General features: G+C 67.8%; 15 protein-coding genes and 1 pseudogene. 7 read left to right on the plus strand and 9 right to left on the minus strand.

Annotated elements, in window-relative coordinates; all coding sequences use genetic code 11:
• The first annotated feature begins 328 nt into the window (after positions 1-328).
• The 4 genes from FPJ27_RS02350 to FPJ27_RS02365 all read left to right on the plus strand — a co-directional run bounded on the left by FPJ27_RS02350 (position 329) and on the right by FPJ27_RS02365 (position 4,731).
• A complete protein-coding gene (locus tag FPJ27_RS02350; protein ID WP_204420725.1) occupies positions 329-1,513 on the plus strand; it encodes a porin in 1,185 nt (394 codons plus the stop codon).
• Positions 1,514-1,645: 132 nt separating this feature from the next.
• Positions 1,646-2,911, plus strand: coding sequence for a sulfite dehydrogenase (soxC, locus tag FPJ27_RS02355; RefSeq protein ID WP_204420726.1), 1,266 nt, complete (start codon positions 1,646-1,648; stop codon positions 2,909-2,911).
• On the plus strand, positions 2,904-3,428 hold the full coding sequence (locus FPJ27_RS02360; protein ID WP_204420727.1) for a cytochrome c: 525 nt from the start codon (positions 2,904-2,906) through the stop codon (positions 3,426-3,428). Before soxC ends, FPJ27_RS02360 begins: the two co-directional genes overlap by 8 nt.
• Positions 3,429-3,543: 115 nt before the next feature.
• On the plus strand, positions 3,544-4,731 hold the full coding sequence (locus FPJ27_RS02365) for an LLM class flavin-dependent oxidoreductase (RefSeq protein ID WP_204420728.1): 1,188 nt from the start codon (positions 3,544-3,546) through the stop codon (positions 4,729-4,731).
• Between the two features lie 6 nt (positions 4,732-4,737).
• Here the strand turns inward: FPJ27_RS02365 and FPJ27_RS02370 are convergent.
• From FPJ27_RS02370 to FPJ27_RS02395, 6 genes and pseudogenes are all read right to left on the minus strand, one after another.
• A pseudogene (locus FPJ27_RS02370) lies at positions 4,738-5,007 on the minus strand (nitrilotriacetate monooxygenase); the annotation flags it as partial.
• Between the two features lie 7 nt (positions 5,008-5,014).
• A complete protein-coding gene (locus FPJ27_RS02375) occupies positions 5,015-6,232 on the minus strand; it encodes an acyl-CoA dehydrogenase family protein (protein ID WP_204420729.1) in 1,218 nt (405 codons plus the stop codon).
• A 172-nt stretch (positions 6,233-6,404) separates the two neighbouring features.
• A complete protein-coding gene (locus FPJ27_RS02380) occupies positions 6,405-7,292 on the minus strand; it encodes an ABC transporter permease (RefSeq protein WP_175961694.1) in 888 nt (295 codons plus the stop codon).
• The gene (locus FPJ27_RS02385; RefSeq protein WP_204420730.1) at positions 7,289-8,266 is read right to left on the minus strand and encodes an ABC transporter ATP-binding protein; all 978 of its coding nucleotides are present in this window, start codon (positions 8,264-8,266) and stop codon (positions 7,289-7,291) included. Before FPJ27_RS02385 ends, FPJ27_RS02380 begins: the two co-directional genes overlap by 4 nt.
• Before the next feature lie 67 nt (positions 8,267-8,333).
• Positions 8,334-9,365 (minus strand): ABC transporter substrate-binding protein, encoded by a 1,032-nt coding sequence (locus FPJ27_RS02390; RefSeq protein ID WP_204420731.1) that lies wholly within the window; start codon positions 9,363-9,365, stop codon positions 8,334-8,336.
• 46 nt (positions 9,366-9,411) lie between these two features.
• The gene (locus tag FPJ27_RS02395) at positions 9,412-10,341 is read right to left on the minus strand and encodes a TauD/TfdA family dioxygenase (RefSeq protein ID WP_072437927.1); all 930 of its coding nucleotides are present in this window, start codon (positions 10,339-10,341) and stop codon (positions 9,412-9,414) included.
• A 593-nt stretch (positions 10,342-10,934) separates the two neighbouring features.
• Here FPJ27_RS02395 and FPJ27_RS02400 point away from each other — a divergent pair.
• Together FPJ27_RS02400 and FPJ27_RS02405 are read left to right on the plus strand one after the other, a co-directional pair.
• Entirely contained in the window at positions 10,935-11,219 is a 285-nt protein-coding gene (locus tag FPJ27_RS02400; protein ID WP_072437926.1) for a helix-turn-helix transcriptional regulator, read from the plus strand.
• Positions 11,209-12,513 carry a HipA domain-containing protein gene (locus FPJ27_RS02405; RefSeq protein WP_204420732.1) on the plus strand — a complete coding sequence of 435 codons (1,305 nt, stop codon included), beginning with the start codon at positions 11,209-11,211 and terminating at the stop codon, positions 12,511-12,513. Before FPJ27_RS02400 ends, FPJ27_RS02405 begins: the two co-directional genes overlap by 11 nt.
• A gap of 89 nt (positions 12,514-12,602) precedes the next feature.
• Here the strand turns inward: FPJ27_RS02405 and FPJ27_RS02410 are convergent, their stop codons facing one another.
• On the minus strand, positions 12,603-13,568 hold the full coding sequence (locus FPJ27_RS02410; RefSeq protein ID WP_072437924.1) for an SDR family NAD(P)-dependent oxidoreductase: 966 nt from the start codon (positions 13,566-13,568) through the stop codon (positions 12,603-12,605).
• Positions 13,569-13,707: 139 nt separating this feature from the next.
• Here FPJ27_RS02410 and FPJ27_RS02415 point away from each other — a divergent pair, with 139 nt between their 5' ends.
• Entirely contained in the window at positions 13,708-14,628 is a 921-nt protein-coding gene (locus FPJ27_RS02415; protein ID WP_204420733.1) for an AraC family transcriptional regulator, read from the plus strand.
• A gap of 195 nt (positions 14,629-14,823) precedes the next feature.
• Here FPJ27_RS02415 and FPJ27_RS02420 read toward each other — a convergent pair whose 3' ends face one another.
• Positions 14,824-15,036: a twin transmembrane helix small protein gene (locus FPJ27_RS02420; protein WP_006489184.1), complete on the minus strand. Its 213-nt coding sequence runs from the start codon at positions 15,034-15,036 to the stop codon at positions 14,824-14,826.
• A complete protein-coding gene (locus FPJ27_RS02425; RefSeq protein WP_072437922.1) occupies positions 15,033-15,383 on the minus strand; it encodes a hypothetical protein in 351 nt (116 codons plus the stop codon). The genes FPJ27_RS02420 and FPJ27_RS02425 overlap by 4 nt, the downstream gene beginning before the upstream one ends.
• Positions 15,384-15,527: the final 144 nt, after the last annotated feature.

Below are 15,527 nucleotides of genomic sequence, written 5' to 3' on the forward strand. Positions count from 1 at the left end.
TAGCGCATCGGCCATTCGCCGCACAGGGGGCATTGCATAAAAGCATCGCGATGCCGAACCGCATGCATTGCGGACATCGAACGATTTCATCGATCGATATGACGGCAGCCGCACGTTTGCAGCGCTCGACGTTCGCCGTCGGTGCGATGCGTTCGCCGCAGCATTTGCGCCGGACGCGATCGCGACGCACGTGTCGAGCGTGCGGCAACGCACATTGCAAATCCGCCGCGCAGCGATTTACAAACCACGGATCGACCGTTCAGCGCGGCGCCCGTCGGCAATAGCATCGTGATCCTCGCAGACGTAGTCATAAAAGCAGAGGATGGTCATGATTAAAAAATCGGTAGTCCTGGGTTTGGTTTCGATCGGTTCGGTCGGCGCGCATGCGCAGAGTTCGGTGACGTTGTACGGCGTCGTCGATGCCGGTATCGCCTATACGAACAACCAGGGCGGCGCGAGCAACATCCAGCAGACGAGCGGCAAGCTGAGCGGTAGCCGCTGGGGCCTGAAAGGCGCGGAGGATCTCGGCGGCGGCCTGCAGGCGGTCTTCACGCTCGAAAGCGGGTTCCGGCCGAGCGACGGCGGGCTCGGCCAGGGCGGCCGCCTGTTCGGCCGCTCCGCATACGTGGGCCTCGCGAAGAAGGGGCTCGGCACGCTGACGTTCGGCCGCCAGTACGAGCCGATCACCGATCTCGTCGCGCAGTACTCGGGGTCCGGCTTCTGGTCGCCGGCCACGCACGTAGGCGACAACGACAACCTGAACCAGAGCTTCCGGCTCAACAACGCGGTGAAGTTCCGCAGCGAAACGATCGCCGGCTTCACGGCCGACCTGCTCTATGCGTTCAGCAACCAGGCGAACGGCGGCGCGGGCACCGGTTTCTCGAACAATAACGCGTGGGGCGTGTCGGCGAACTACGTGAACGGCCCGCTGTCGGTCGGCGGCGGCTACGTGCGGCTCAATCATCCGAACGCGACGTCGAATACGAGCGGCGCGGTGGGCGGCGCGACCTCGACCACCGGCAACGACTACAGCGGCGCGTTCTTCAACGGGCTGAACGGCGGCGTGCTCAAGCAGCAGATCGGCGCCGTGGGCGCGAACTACGCGCTCGGCCGAGCGACGCTCGGCTTCGCATGGAGCCACACGCAGCTCGACTATGTCGACGGCTCGTCGCGCAAGTTCAACAACTACGACGCGAACGCGCGTTACCAGATCACGCCGGCGGCCACGCTGATCGGCGTCTATACGTTCACCGACGGGCGAGCGAGCGGCTTGCCGGGCACCGGCGGCCAGACGCTGAAGCCGCGCTGGCACCAGTTCACGCTCGGGTTCGACTACGCGTTGTCGAAGCGCACCGATCTCTACCTGTCCGGCATCTACCAGCTCGCGGCCGGCGATCCGAGCACGGCAACGTCGGGCGGCTATCGCAAGGTCGCGGCGATCTCGAACATCGGCAGCGCGTCGTCGACGAACCGCCAGGTCGCGATCGTCAGCGGGCTGCGCGTGAAGTTCTGACGGCACGCGCATCGGGCGCGGCGCGATAAGCACGATAAGCAAAGCGGGAATCGTTGTTTGCCGCGTCGCGCCCGGTTGCCGAGAATGTCCGTTTCCCCGCGTGCGGCCGCCGCACGCGATACGCGTTCGACCATGACCGATTCCCGTTTTCCTTCCCGCCCGCCGCGCACCGGCCGGCGCGCGGCGCTGCGCCAGCTCGCCGGCGGATGGGCCGCCGCGCTGCTGCCTGCCGGCGGCGCGCTCGCAAGCCAGCCGCTCTCCCCGCTGGACGTGCCGCCGTGGACCCGTTCGCCGGGCGCGCCGCTGCTGTCGCCGCCGTACGGCGTGCCGGGCCCGCACGAACGCGACGTGATCCGCCGCAGCGCCCGCACGCCTGCGCTGCCCGGCTCCGGCTCGTCGATGACGCCGCTCGCCGACCTGTTCGGCGACCTCACGCCGAACGGCCTCGTGTACGAACGTCATCACGCCGGGGTGCCCGAGATCGATGCGCAACGCCATCGCGTCGTCGTGCACGGCCTCGTGCGCGAGCCGCGCGTGTTCACGATCGACGACCTGCTGCGCTTCCCGTCCGAATCACGAATCCACTTCCTCGAATGCTCGGGCAACACCGGCAGCGAATGGAACGGCCCGAGCGGGCTGCCCGTCCAGTTCACGCACGGGCTGCTGTCGTGCTGCGAATGGACCGGCGTCCGGCTGTCGACGCTGCTCGACGAAACCGGCGTCGACCCGTCCGCGCGCTGGCTGCTCGCCGAAGGCGCCGATGGCGCGGCGATGACGCGCAGCCTGCCGCTCGACCGGATCCTCGAACGCGCGCTCGTCGTCTATGCGCAGAACGGCGAGCGGCTGCGCCCCGAGAACGGCTACCCGGTGCGGCTGATCGTGCCGGGCTTCGAAGGCAACACGAACATCAAGTGGCTGCGGCGGCTGAAGCTGGTTCGCGCGCCGGAGATGACGCGCGAGGAAACGTCGAAATACACGAACCTGCTGCCCGGCGGCTGCGCGCGCCAGTTCGTGTTCGAGATGGACGCGAAGTCGGTGATCACGCGGCCGTCGGCCGGCCATCGTCTCGCTGCGCACGGCTATCACCCGATCGGCGGCTACGCGTGGTCGGGCCGCGGCCGGATTCGCGCGGTCGACGTATCGACCGACGGCGGCCGCACATGGCGACCCGCGCGGCTCGCCGGCGACGTGCGCGATCGCGCATTGACGCGCTTCGAGGCCGACTGGGTCTGGAACGGCGAGCCGGCCGACCTGCAAAGCCGCGCGACCGACGACACGGGCTACGTGCAGCCGACCCGCGACGCGCTCGTCGCCGCGCGCGGGCTCAATTCGCAGTATCACTACAACGGCATCCAGAACTGGCGCGTCGGCACGGACGGCGAGGTGCGCAATGCGTAAGCCGCTCGCCTGCCTGCTCGCTGCGTCCGTGGTCGTGTCGAACGCATTCGGTGCCGGCTTCGGCCTCGGGCAGCCGGTCGACCGCGCGGCGCTCGCCGCGTGGGACATCGACGTCGCGCCCGACGGCAGCGGCCTGCCGCCCGGCTCGGGCACGGTTGCGCGCGGCGGTCATGTGTTCGCGGACAAGTGCGCGATGTGCCACGGCGCCGGCGGCGAAGGCGGCGTCGGCGATCCGCTCGTCGGCGGCCTCGGCTCGCTCGCGGGCACCAAGCCGAAAAAGACCGTCGGCAGCTACTGGCCGTATGCGACGACGCTGTTCGACTACATCCGCCGTGCGATGCCGTACAACGCGCCGCAATCGCTGAGCGCGGACGACGTCTACGCGGTCACCGCATACGTGCTGCACCTGAACGGCATCGTGCCCGATGACGCGCGGCTCGATGCGCGCACGCTGCCGCGCGTGAAGATGCCGAACCGCGACGGCTTCGTGCCCGATCCGAGGCCGGGCCGGTTATGACGCGGCGCGATCCGCTCGCCGTGCAATCCGCAGTCGTTCCCGCGCGAACTGCCGCAGCGCGTGCGTATCGTCTTCGTTCGGCTTCAGCGCGCACACACCCCGCAAGGAACCCATCATGAGCGACATCTCCCTCGCCGCCCCCGCCGCATCGTCGCCGTTCGTCGACGTCCGCTCGCCGGCGGACTTCCCCGACAGCCCCGTGTCGCGCACGCTCGCGCAGCCGCTGATGCTCGGGCTGTTCCTGCCGATCCAGGCCGGCGGATGGAGCGCATCGACGCTGCCGCGCTCGACCGACTGGACCTTCGACTACAACGCCGACCTGGTCGCGCGCGCCGAAGCGCTCGGTTTCGATCTCGTGTTCGCGCTGTCGCAGTGGCTGCCGAAAGGCGGCTACGGCGGCGTGTTCGACGGCCAGGCACTCGACTCGTTCATGACGCTGGCCGCGCTGACCGCGCGCACCGAGCGGATCATCCTCGTCGCAACGAGCCATGTGCTCTACGGGCCGTGGCATCCGCTGCATTTCGCGAAATTCACCGCGACGCTCGATCACATCTCGCGCGGGCGCTGGGGCATCAACGTCGTGACCGGCCATCGCGCGGTCGAGCACGAGATGTTCGGATGGAACCGGATCGAGCACGACCGGCGCTACGAGATGGCCGCCGAATTCCTCGACGCGGTCCAGCAGTTGTGGGCGCAACCGGACAATTTCAGCTACGCGCCCGCACTGTCGAGCTGGCGCCTGGGCGGCGCATTCGTGACGCCGAAGCCGCGCTACGGCCGCCCGCTGCTGATCAACGCGACCGGCTCCGACGCCGGCATCGATTTCGCGGCGCGCTATTCGGACATCGTGTTCGTCACGAGCCCGGCCGGCCCCGACGTCGCCCTCGCGCTCGACGCGCTGCCTGCGCATACCGCACGCGTGAAGGCCGCCGCCGCGGCACGCGGCCGGACGATCCGCACGCTGCTCAATCCGCTCGTGATCTGCCGCGAGACGGCGGCCGAAGCGCGCGCGTACCGTGACGCGATCGTCGCGCATGCGGACGAAGGCAGCTTCCACCGCTTCGACAGCGACGCGCATGCGTGGCGCGGCGGCTTCGAGCAGCGCTCGCAGGCAGCGGCACGCGCGATCGGCGGCAATATCTCGATCACGGGCTCGCCCGACGAAGTCGCCGACACCATCGTGCGACTGCACCGCGCGGGCATCGACGGGATCCAGTTGAGCTTCTACGACTTCAAGCCCGATCTCGACTTCTTCGGCGAGCGCGTGCTGCCGCTGCTGCGCGACGCCGGGTTGCGGCGCTGAAGTCAGTCAGGCGCCGGACACCTCGCGCGCCGCTGCAGCGCGACGCACTGGCCGCTGCAACCCGAAGCGGTCACGCAGCGTGCGACCCGCATAGTCGCTGCGAAACAACCGGCGGCGGCGCAGTTCGGGCAGCACCAGCGCGATGAAACCGTCGAGCCCGCCGGGTAGCGTCGGCGCCATCACGTTGTAGCCGTCGGCGCCGTAGCACACGAACCGCTCCTCGAGCTGGTCGACGATCTGCTCCGCCGTGCCGACGAGCTGCCAATGGCCGCGTGCGGCAGGATCAGAACACGCGCCCTTCGGTCAGGTGCGTCGTCACGCCGTTCAGTTCGTAGTCGCCGATCACGCGCGCCTTGTGCAGCAACGGGTTGTGGCTGAAGATCGTGCGCAGGTTGCGCCAGTGCCGATCGAGGTTGTGTTCGCGCGCCGTCGCCGACGCGCCGCCGACTTCGAACAGCCGCTCGGCCGCATGCAACGCGAGCTTGCTGACGATCAACTGCGTGCGCGCGGTCGCGAGCGCGCTGTCGAGCACGAGCACATGCGCATCGGCGTCGCCGGCCTCGATCGCGTCGGCGGAGCGGTCGAGCGCCCGCGCGTTTTCGCGCACGAGCCCATCGATCGCGTGACTGTGCGCGGACAGTTCACCGACGATCTGCTGGATGAAATGATCGTCGCGCGCGGTCGGCGCCGGGCTGTGCAGCGCCGGGCGGCCGTGCGCGAGCACGTAGCGGCGCGCATCGGCGACCACGTTGCGCACGATGCCCGCACCCGTCGCGACGAGATGAAGCTGACGCAGCGCGCCGCAATGGCGGCCGACGAGCGACGCACCGTCGCGCGCGGCCACTTCGTCCGCGAACACCTGCACGTCGTCGAGCAGCAGGCTGCCGCTCGCGGTCATGCGCTGCCCCATCCCGTCCCAGTCGTCGAGCACCTGCACGCCGTCGCGCGCCACCGGAATGATCACGGCAAGCGCATCACCCCGCTCGTTCTCCACGTTGATACGCGCGAAATCGGCAAACGCGGTGCCCGTCGAATAGTATTTGCGCCCCGTCACGCGATGATGAGCGCCGTCCCGGCGCAGTACGGTCGTGTTCTCGCCGGGCCGCGACGTGCCGCGCTCGGTCGACGCGCCGCCGAAGATCGCGCCGGCCAGCGCGCGTTCGAGCTGCACGTCGTTGAACGGCGTGCGCGGCGACAGCCGCAGCGTCTCGGTCATGTCGTAGTGGATGCGCAGCGCGTGCGCGAGATTCGAATCGGCCGCGGCCAGCGTCGCGATCGTGTCGAACAGATCGACCAGCGTGCCGCCGAGGCCGCCGCGCGCCACAGGAATCCGCAGCACGCCCAGCGCCGAGCGCCGGAAGATCGCGAAGCCTTCGAACGGCAGCTCGCGACGCGCCTCGCGTTGCGCGGCATCCTGCCCGATCGCGTTCGCGAGATCGGGCAGTGCGGCAAGCGCGTCGCGCAACGCGTCGCGCGGGTCGACGGCATCACGGGCAGTCATTCGGCGGTTCCTTATGCGAGAAGATCGGGAGCGTCGCTGCGTCGCGTGGTCGAGGCATTCGCGACACGGTGCACGCGCGGCACCGCAAAGTATAGGGACGCACCCGACGCGCGCGAAAAACCGATTTCAGCTTTTGTTATGCACGCGCCGGGAATGGCGGCGCACCATCGCGTCAGTGCTGGATGCCCCAGCGCCGCACGGTCGCGCGTTCGAGCGTGTCGAACACGAGGTTCTCGACGAGCAGGCCGATCACGATGACGGCCGCGAGACCCGCGAACACTCGGTCGGTATACAACTCGTTGCGGTTCTGGAAGATGTACCAGCCGAGCCCGCCCTGCCCCGCGCTCGCGCCGAACACGAGCTCGGCCGCGATCAGCGTGCGCCACGCGAACGCCCAGCCGACGCGCAGGCCCGACAGGATCGACGGCAGCGCGGCCGGCACGAGGATCAGCGCGATCTGGCGCAGGCCCGTGAGGCCGTAGTTGCGGCCGGCCATCCTCAGCGTGGCCGGCACGCCGGCGAAGCCCGTGTACATGCTGAGCGCGAGCGGCCACAGCACCGCGTGCACGAGCACGAACAGCAGGCTGCCGGTGCCGAGCCCGAACCACAGCAGCGCGATCGGCAGCAACGCGATCGACGGCAGCGGATTGAACATCGACGTGAGCATCGTCAGCAGGTCGCGGCCGATGCGCGTCGATACCGCGAGCGACGTCAGCGCGAACGCGAAGAACACACCCAGCGCGTAGCCGCGCAGCAGCACCGACATCGAGATGCCCGTCTTCACGAGCAGTTCGCCCGACTCGATGCCCTGCACGAACGCGGCCAGCGTCGCGCCGAAGGTCGGCACGAGCAGATCGTTCGCGACGATGCGCGCGACGATCTCCCATGCGGCGATCAGCACGAGCGCGATGACGCTGCGGCGAAACCAGCCCGCGCCGGCGATGCGGCGCAACAGCGGGGCCGGCGCCGCGCGTTCGGCGTCGGGCAGCGTGTCGAGCGTGCGTTCGTATTCGGCGCGAACGGGCGGCAGCGGCGGCAGGACCGGATCGATCGTGCTCATGATGCGGCATCCTCCGTCGTCGGCGCGTTCGTTGCATCGGTATCGAACAGCAGGCGATGGATCCGCGCGACGTTGTCGCGGAAGTCGCCGGTGTCGACGCTGTCGAGCGAATGCTCGTGACTGTTGAGTTCCGCGCGCACGCGGCCCGGATGCGGCGACAGCAGCAGGATCCGGTTGCCGACGACGAGCGCTTCCTCGATCGAATGCGTGACGAACAGCAGCGTGAAGCGAAACTCGTCCCATAGCCGCAGCAGTTCCTGCTGCATCTTGCGGCGCGTGAGCGCGTCGAGCGCGGCGAACGGTTCGTCCATCAGCAGCACGCGCGGCTGCATCGCCAGTGCGCGCGCGATCGCGACACGCTGCTTCATGCCGCCCGACAGCGTGTGCGGATACGCTTCGGCGAATGCGCCCAGCCCGACCTTGTCGAGATAGTGCAGCGCGCGTTCGCGTGCTTCGGCACGCGACAGCTTCGCGGCGGCGCGCAACGGAAACGCGACGTTCTCGACGACCGTCTTCCAAGGCGGCAACTGGTCGAACTCCTGGAACACCACGATGCGGTCGGGCCCCGGCCCGCGCACGGGCCGGCCGTCGAGCGCGATCGAACCCGACACGGGCTCGATGAAGCCGGCAATCGCCTTCAGCAGCGTCGACTTCCCGCAACCCGACGGGCCGAGCAGCACGAAGCGGTCGCTGCCGTACACGTCGAAGCTCACCTGGTGCGTCGCGCGAACGATCCGCGCGCCGCTCCGGTATTCGAGATTCACGCGGTCGATGGCGAGCAGGCGTTCGCTGTGCGCGCCGGCCTGCGCGGGCCGGATCGCCGCGCGCGCGTCGGGCGCGGCCTGGGCGGCGGGCGACGCGCCGCCGCGCGCCGCATACGGCGGCAGCCAGGTTCGGGGAGAGGTGGCGTTCACGATCGAATCTCTTGCGGGTAAAGCGTCAACATACGGCCGGGCGTCGCGTGGACCAACCAACGATTGCGCATATCGAAACCGTGCCGACGCATAAGCGTCGATCGCGGCGTCGAAGCGGCGGCACCGCTCAACTGCCGCCGGCGGTTGCCCGATCGTCGAAGAAGTAGTCGCGCCACGACTTCGGCTCGTTGCGGATCGCGCCGGTGCGATGCATGAATTGCGCGAGCGGCAGCGTGTTCTGCGGCGCGGTCTTGAACTGCACCTGCGGATTGCGCAGGATCTTCAACAGCAGCGCACGATCGATCTTCGACGCGTTCACGCGGATATAGGTATCGGCCGCGCGCTCGGGGTCGGCCGCGATCTGCCGCGCGGCGTCGGCCAGCGCGGCGACGAACGCGCGGTAGGTCTTCGGGTTGTCGTCGCGGAATTTCTCGGTGGCGTACAGCACGGTCGCCGAGCTCGGGCCGCCGAGCACGTCATAGGAGTTCAGCACGATATGCGCATTCGGGTTGCCGGCAAGTTCCTGCTCCTGGAACGGCGGATTGCCGAAGTGGCCGGTAATCACGCTGCTGTTCGCGAGGATCGCGGCCGTCGCGTCGGGGTGCGGAATCGCCTGCGTGAGCGCGTCGAGCTTGTCGAACTGCTTGTCGCCCCACTGCTTCGCGGCCGCGTACTGCAGCACGCGCGACTGCACCGACACGCCGACCGCCGGCACCGCGATGCGGTCCTTCGCGCCGAGGTCGGCGATCGTCTTCACGTTCGGATTGCTGCTGACGAGGTAATACGGGAAATTGCCGAGCGACGCGACACCCTTCACGTTCTGCCGGCCGCGCGTGCGGTCCCACACGGTCAGCAGCGGCCCGACGCCCGCGCCCGCGATATCGACCGCGCCGGACAGCAGCGCGTCGTTCACGGCTGCGCCGCCCGACAGCCGCACCCAGTCGACCTTGATGTCGATGCCGGCCTTGCGCCCTTCCTTTTCGATCAGTTGCTGGTCGCGCGCGACGTTCAGCATCAGGTAGACGACGCCGAACTGCTCGGCGATGCGGATGCGGCCTTCCGCGTGCACGGCTTGCGGTGCGAGCGTGCCCGCAAACGCGAGCGCGGCGGTGAGCGTGGCCGCCAGCGCGCGGCGCGCCGGCAAAAACGAAAACGACATCGGAACTCCGGTCGGAATGGGGCGGAAGAATGACGCGGCACGCGGCTCAGAAAGGCGCGTCGCCTTCGATCGTCGTGCGGTACAGCTTGCGGCGCAGATGGTCGGGCGTGCCGGCGGCGAGATGCATCAGCGAACGGTTGTCCCAGAACACGAGATCGTGCTCGCGCCACCGGTGCCGGTACAGGTGTTCGGCGCGCACGCTGTGCTCGAACAGTTCGTCGAGCAGCGCGCGGCTTTCGTCGTCGGGCAGGCCCACGATGCGCGTCGTGAAATGCTCGCTGACGAACAGCGCGTTGCGGCCCGTTTCCGGATGCGTGCGCACGACCGGATGGACGACCGCATCGACCTGTGCGATCTGCTCGGGCGACAGGTTCGGCCGCCACGGGCTGCGCGCCTGCAGTTCCGCATAGCGCGCGAGATACGTATGCTCGGCGCGCCGCCCTTCGATCGCGCGGCGCAGATGGGCCGGCAGCGTGTCCCACGCGAGATGCATGTTCGCGAACAGCGTGTCGCCGCCCTCCGCCGGCAATTCCTGCGCGTGCAGCAGCGAACCGAGGCTCGGCTTCTCCTTGTACGACAGGTCGGAATGCCAGAAATGGCCCGCGTCGCCGAGCCCGATCGGCTTGCCGTTCTCGACGATGTTCGACACGATCAGCACCTCCGGGTGGCCGGCAAGCGCGAACTGGTGCAGCACATGGATCTGCAGCGGGCCGAAGCGGCGGCTGAATGCGATGTGCTCGTCCGGCGTGATGCGCTGGTCGCGAAACACCAGCACGTGATGGTCGAGATGCGCGCGATGGATACGCGCGAAACCGTCGGCGTCCAGCGGCCGCGACAGGTCGAGGCCGACCACTTCGGCGCCGAGCGGCGCGTCGAACGGAACGATGTCGAAGCGCTGCGCCGCACCGCCTGGCCGCGATGCGGGCGGATGCCCGGCGGAAAGCGTTGCAGCGTCGCGGATGGCGGTAGTCGTCACGGCACGGCCCCTGATTCGGTCAAAACGCGAATCTACGAGTGCGTGCCGGGATGCGTCAACGAAGCGATTCGGATACGTTTATCTGCCGCGGTCATAAAGATCGCTGCTCGGGCATACGGGCGGCAACGGGCGGTTGCGCCGCGCGCGAAACCGTCCGATCGGGACCTTCAGTCATGTCGATCGGGTGACGGGCCACGGAATGGACTGACGTGCCGCGGCCATTCCAACGATGTCGACGCGCGCTGCCGACCGCTGCACGGCGGCGTTGACGCGCGCCGTACGATCGTCGGACCGGCGTGCACGCTCATGTCGGTCCGGACGAACACAACGTCGCGTCAGCGTCGATGCACGCCGTCCCGTGCCCGGGTTGCACGCGCGGCAGGCCGGCCCCGTCGTGCGCGCCAATCACGTATCCGCCCGGATACGGAAGTGCCGCCGCCCGCGATTCCGTGCCATCCGGCTCCCGATCGGGAACGAAACAATTGTCCAGTCACCTGTGGAGCACTTTCGTTTCCGAACGGATACGAATCAATGCCCGACCCCGCAAATTGTGCAATACTGTTCCCGCTCAGATACGAAGCACGGAGAACGTCATGCCGGAGACTCGGTCCGTCAACACGATCGGCGCCCTCGCCAACCTCATTCGCGCCGTGCGGCTCCAGCAGGGGTTCACGCGCGACGAACTCGCGAACGCCACGGGGCTTTCGCCGAAATTCATCAGCCAGGTGGAAGCCGGGAAGCCGACCGCCCAGATCGGCAAGGTGCTGCTGCTGCTCGGCGAGCTCGGCGTAAGCCTGCTCGCGCAATCGTCGATCGAGATTTCGGCGGAAAACGCGCTCAAGGCCGCTCGACGCCGCAGGAGCAGCCATGGCGGCTAGAACGTTGATTGCATCCGCGAACGGATTGCGCATGGGCAGGCTGACCGACGACAAAGGCATCTGGTCGTTCACGTACGACGCGCAGTGGCTCGCCTCGCCGCACGCGTACCCGCTGTCGCCCGCGTTCGCGCTGCGCGCCGGTACCTTCACCGACAGCTCGACCGATCGCCCGGTCCAGTGGTTCTTCGACAACCTGCTGCCCGAAGAAGGCATGCGGACGTCGCTCGCGCGCGAGGCGCAGGTCGATGCCGCCGACGCGTGGGGCCTGCTCGCCTACTTCGGGCGCGAATCGGCCGGTGCGCTCACGCTGCTGGCCGAAGGCGAGCAGGAAGCGGCCGGCAGCATGCAGCCGCTTGGGCTCGACGAACTCGAGCGCCGCATCCAGGCGATGCCCGAGCACGCGCTGACGGCCACCGCGCCCAAGCGCATGTCGGCGGCCGGCGCGCAGCAGAAGCTGCTGCTGATCCTGCGCGGCGACGCGCCGGACTACGCGCTGTTCGAACCGGTCGGCAGCGAGCCGTCGATGCATCTGCTGAAGCCGGACATGCGCGCCGCCGGCTATCCGCATTCGGCGATCAACGAGTTCTTCTGCATGAAGCTCGCGAAGCGGATGGGCCTCGACGTCCCGGCCGTGCATTTTCTTCGCGCGCCGTCCGCGTGCTACGTGATCGACCGCTTCGACCGCGATACCGCGTCGGAGCCGGTCAGTCGCCTGCACACGATCGATGCGATGCAGTTGCTGAACTACGATCGCGGCTTCAAGTACCAGCGCGCGAACGCGGAGGAGCTCGGCCGCGCGATCGGGCAGACCAGCACGCGCGCACGCGCGCGCCTGTCGGTGTTCCGCTGGACGATCTTCAACGTGGTGATCGGCAATGGCGACGCGCACCTGAAAAACCTGTCGTTCTTCGTCGACGCGCGCGGCTACCGGCTTGCGCCGTTCTACGACATCGTCAGCACGGTCGTCTATCACACGCCCACGCACCGGCCCGACCATCGCGGCGATCACTGGCCGCACTGCGAACTGACGATGCCGCTCGGCACGGCGACGCGGTTCTCCGATATCGACATGGGCGCGCTGATCGCGTTCGGCAATGCGCTCGGGCTCAAGGAGAAGGCGGCCGAAAGCGAGCTCCGGCGCTTTCTCGAACCGCTCGATCGCAGCGTCGCGCAGACGCTCGACGAAGTGCGCGAGATCGCCCGCCCCGATGCCGGGGAAATCCGCCTGCTGAACTCGATTGCGTCGATGCCGATCGCTGAGATGAGCCGCGCGCTTCTTCAGGCGCGCGGATAAGCGGCTTTCTGCTCTCGCGCATCGGCCGCACGACCGAAGGTGTCGCTCAGCGTCCGGTTTCAACGCGTTGATCCGCGTGAACACTTGCGTCAGCGGCGCACCGCAAAGGCATCGACGCCCGTCAATTCCGCCGACCATGTCCACAGACGTGCCGCCTCCTCGGGATCGATCGCATGTGGCCGCACGCCCGCTTCCTCGTTTCCCCGCGTGACCACCGCGACGTCGCAATCCTCGCAGTAGACGCCGCCGATACCGGCGAGGCGCGGCGACGTTGCTGCCCATACCTGCGTCGCCGCACCCTGCGCAGGTGTCTTGAAAGTCGGATCGATGGGTGCCCCGTGCTCGTCCACCCAGCCTTGCGCCATCATCTCTTCGCGTGTCAGATGTCGCTGCAGCGGCGTCGCGATCTTGCCCGGATGCAGCGAATAGGCGCGGACGCCGAACCGGGCGCCGAGCACATCGAGTTGCACCGCAAACAGCGCGTTTGCGGTCTTCGACTGTCCGTACGCAAGCCATTTGTCGTAGCCGTGCGCGAACTGAATGTCATCCCAGCGAATCGGCGACAGCCGATGCCCGAGCGACGACACCGCGACCACGCGGGCGCCGTGGCCGTGCGCGAGCGCAGGCCACAGCCGGTTGACGAGTGCGTAATGACCGAGATGATTGACGGCCATCTGCGCTTCCCGGCCATTGCCGACCCGCGTCTCGGGACACGCCATGATGCCCGCGCTGTTGATCACGATATGCACGTCGCGCCGCGCATCGACGAACCGCGCGGCGAATGCGGCCACGCTCGCGAGATCGGCGAGGTCGAGTGCCGCAATCTCCACGCCGGGCAAGCCGCGCGTCGCTTCGCGCGCGGCAGCGGGGTTGCGTGCGCCAACGACGACGTTCGCGCCGGCCTGCGCCAGCGCGCGCGTCGTTTCCAGGCCGAGGCCCGAATGGCCGCCCGTGACGATCGCGGTTTTGCCGCTGAGGTCGAGATCGGCCAGCACGTCGCTTGCCGTCGACGCGGCGCCGAATCCGGAATGAAGGGGTTGCTGCCTGCTCGTCATTGAAGGCTCCAGGAACGATGCGTGAAGCACGCGACCGCCCGTCGGTCACGTCGCTGCACGAAGTCATTCTCCGATCACGCACCCGGACTGTGAATGCAATAGAATCCGGTTTTTCGTCGAGATCGTCCGGAGATAACGCGTGGATCCACTATCCGAGGTGCTGTCGCTGCTGGAAACGCGCGATTCGTATTTCATCGGCTTGCGAGCCGGCGGCGATTGGGCGGTCGCCATTCCGCCGCCCGACGGAATCAAGTTCAACGCGGTCGTCGAAGGGAGCTGCTGGCTGAGCGTCGACGGCGCGGGGCCACCCATCCGGCTGCGCACGGGGGACTGCTTCCTGCTGGCGGCGCCGCGGGCATTTTCGCTGGCGAGCGATCCGTCGGTCGCGCCGGTGCCGGCCGCCGACGTGTACCGGCATGTCGATCGCGGTATCGCACACTATGGCGAGCCGGCGGATTGCTTCCTGATCGGCGGCCGCTTCTCGTACGAAGAGGGCATGCCGTTGCTGCTCGGCAGCCTGCCGCCCGTGGTCGTCGTGAGCGGCGACTCCGAGCAGGCGGCCGTGCTGCGCTGGGCGCTGCAGCAACTCGCGCATGAATTCGTCGCGTCGCCGCCGGGCGGGTCGTTGATGGTTCGGCATCTCGGACACATGATGCTGGTGCAGATCCTGCGGCGCTACGTGGACGACGGCGCGAACGGCGATGTCGGATGGCTCGCCGGGTTCGCGGATTCGAGGGTGAGCGCGGCGCTTGCCGCCATTCATGCGGCCCCCGCGCGACGCTGGACCGTCGACGAACTCGCGACCTGCTGCCACATATCGCGTTCGACGTTCGCGCTGCATTTCAAGCGGCGGCTGGGATTCGGGCCGCTCGAATACGTGCTGCGCTGGCGGATACAGCTCGCGATGCGGGAGCTGAGACGCTCCAGCGCATCGATATCGGCAATCGCGCAGACGCTCGGCTACGACTCGGATAGCGCGTTCGGCCATGCGTTCAAGCGCATCGTGGGCTGCTCGCCACGCGCGTATCGCCATGACATGACCAACGAGTCGGGCAGCTAGCGCCGTTGCGCCGGTCGTTACCGCTTCTGTTGAAACCCGAAACCCGCTTCAGCCGCGCAAGCGTTGCTGCAATTCCGTCAATCGCCTTCATTCGCATCAATCGCATCGGGATAAGTATTCTTATCACAACACCTCGATTACTGAACCAAACTTGCATTTGAGAAAATGCCCCGCATGCAGCGGGGCATGCCCCGCTCAACGCCCGATCGGCAATCCGGTCGGTTCGATCCAGCCGAGCTTGTACGCGATCAGCAGCGACAGAAACAGCGTGACCGACAGCCCGACGCGTGCCGCGAGCGACCACGCCATTCGCTTGGACTTGCCGCGATCGTGATTCATGAAATACAGCGCGAAAATCAGGCTCGCGATGATCATCGCGAATGCCACGGAGACCAGCAGGGTTTTCATGGGTGTTGCCTTTGAAGATCCGAATCGGCCTGAATCAGTTCGGCCAGTTTTTGTCGTTCGTCCGCGATGCCGCCGACGCCTGATGCCGGCCAGTCCAGCGCGACGCCGTTGCCCAGCGAATCGCGCACGAGTGCCTGGTAGCGCCGGTCGTTGATCCGGCCGTGGTCCATCGCTTCCGAGATCTCGTGCCGGAACGGCAGCGGGAAACTTGCATACGCACGCGACAGCGCCGCATATTGTCTCGCATCGATCTCTTTCGACGATGGTATGACGGTCCAGATCACCACGGCCACGATGGCCGTGAAAGGGATCGCCGTGTAGCGAAGAATGAATTTGACAGGTGTCATGAAGCAGGAGTCGAAGTCATGGCGAACGAGCCGGATATCCGGCTCGCCAGCCGATAAAAGCGGGGATGAAAACAGGATTCTGCCGCGTTCCCGGCGCCCGTCGCGTCGCACGCCCTGCCGCGGCACGATGATCGCAGGATCCCC

Origin of the sequence: Burkholderia sp. MS455, from assembly GCF_016899445.1 — a bacterium.
GTDB lineage: Bacteria > Pseudomonadota > Gammaproteobacteria > Burkholderiales > Burkholderiaceae > Burkholderia > Burkholderia pyrrocinia_C.

What these genes read in the sequence shown, in the direction of transcription:
- FPJ27_RS02350 (WP_204420725.1), top strand. Translation starts at nt 329, where the DNA reads ATGATTAAAAAATCGGTAGTCCTGGGTTTGGTTTCGATCGGTTCGGTC.
- soxC (WP_204420726.1), top strand. Translation starts at nt 1,646, where the DNA reads ATGACCGATTCCCGTTTTCCTTCCCGCCCGCCGCGCACCGGCCGGCGC.
- FPJ27_RS02360 (WP_204420727.1), top strand. Translation starts at nt 2,904, where the DNA reads ATGCGTAAGCCGCTCGCCTGCCTGCTCGCTGCGTCCGTGGTCGTGTCG.
- FPJ27_RS02365 (WP_204420728.1), top strand. Translation starts at nt 3,544, where the DNA reads ATGAGCGACATCTCCCTCGCCGCCCCCGCCGCATCGTCGCCGTTCGTC.
- FPJ27_RS02375 (WP_204420729.1), bottom strand. Translation starts at nt 6,232, where the DNA reads ATGACTGCCCGTGATGCCGTCGACCCGCGCGACGCGTTGCGCGACGCG.
- FPJ27_RS02380 (WP_175961694.1), bottom strand. Translation starts at nt 7,292, where the DNA reads ATGAGCACGATCGATCCGGTCCTGCCGCCGCTGCCGCCCGTTCGCGCC.
- FPJ27_RS02390 (WP_204420731.1), bottom strand. Translation starts at nt 9,365, where the DNA reads ATGTCGTTTTCGTTTTTGCCGGCGCGCCGCGCGCTGGCGGCCACGCTC.
- FPJ27_RS02400 (WP_072437926.1), top strand. Translation starts at nt 10,935, where the DNA reads ATGCCGGAGACTCGGTCCGTCAACACGATCGGCGCCCTCGCCAACCTC.
- FPJ27_RS02405 (WP_204420732.1), top strand. Translation starts at nt 11,209, where the DNA reads ATGGCGGCTAGAACGTTGATTGCATCCGCGAACGGATTGCGCATGGGC.
- FPJ27_RS02410 (WP_072437924.1), bottom strand. Translation starts at nt 13,568, where the DNA reads ATGACGAGCAGGCAGCAACCCCTTCATTCCGGATTCGGCGCCGCGTCG.
- FPJ27_RS02420 (WP_006489184.1), bottom strand. Translation starts at nt 15,036, where the DNA reads ATGAAAACCCTGCTGGTCTCCGTGGCATTCGCGATGATCATCGCGAGC.
- FPJ27_RS02425 (WP_072437922.1), bottom strand. Translation starts at nt 15,383, where the DNA reads ATGACACCTGTCAAATTCATTCTTCGCTACACGGCGATCCCTTTCACG.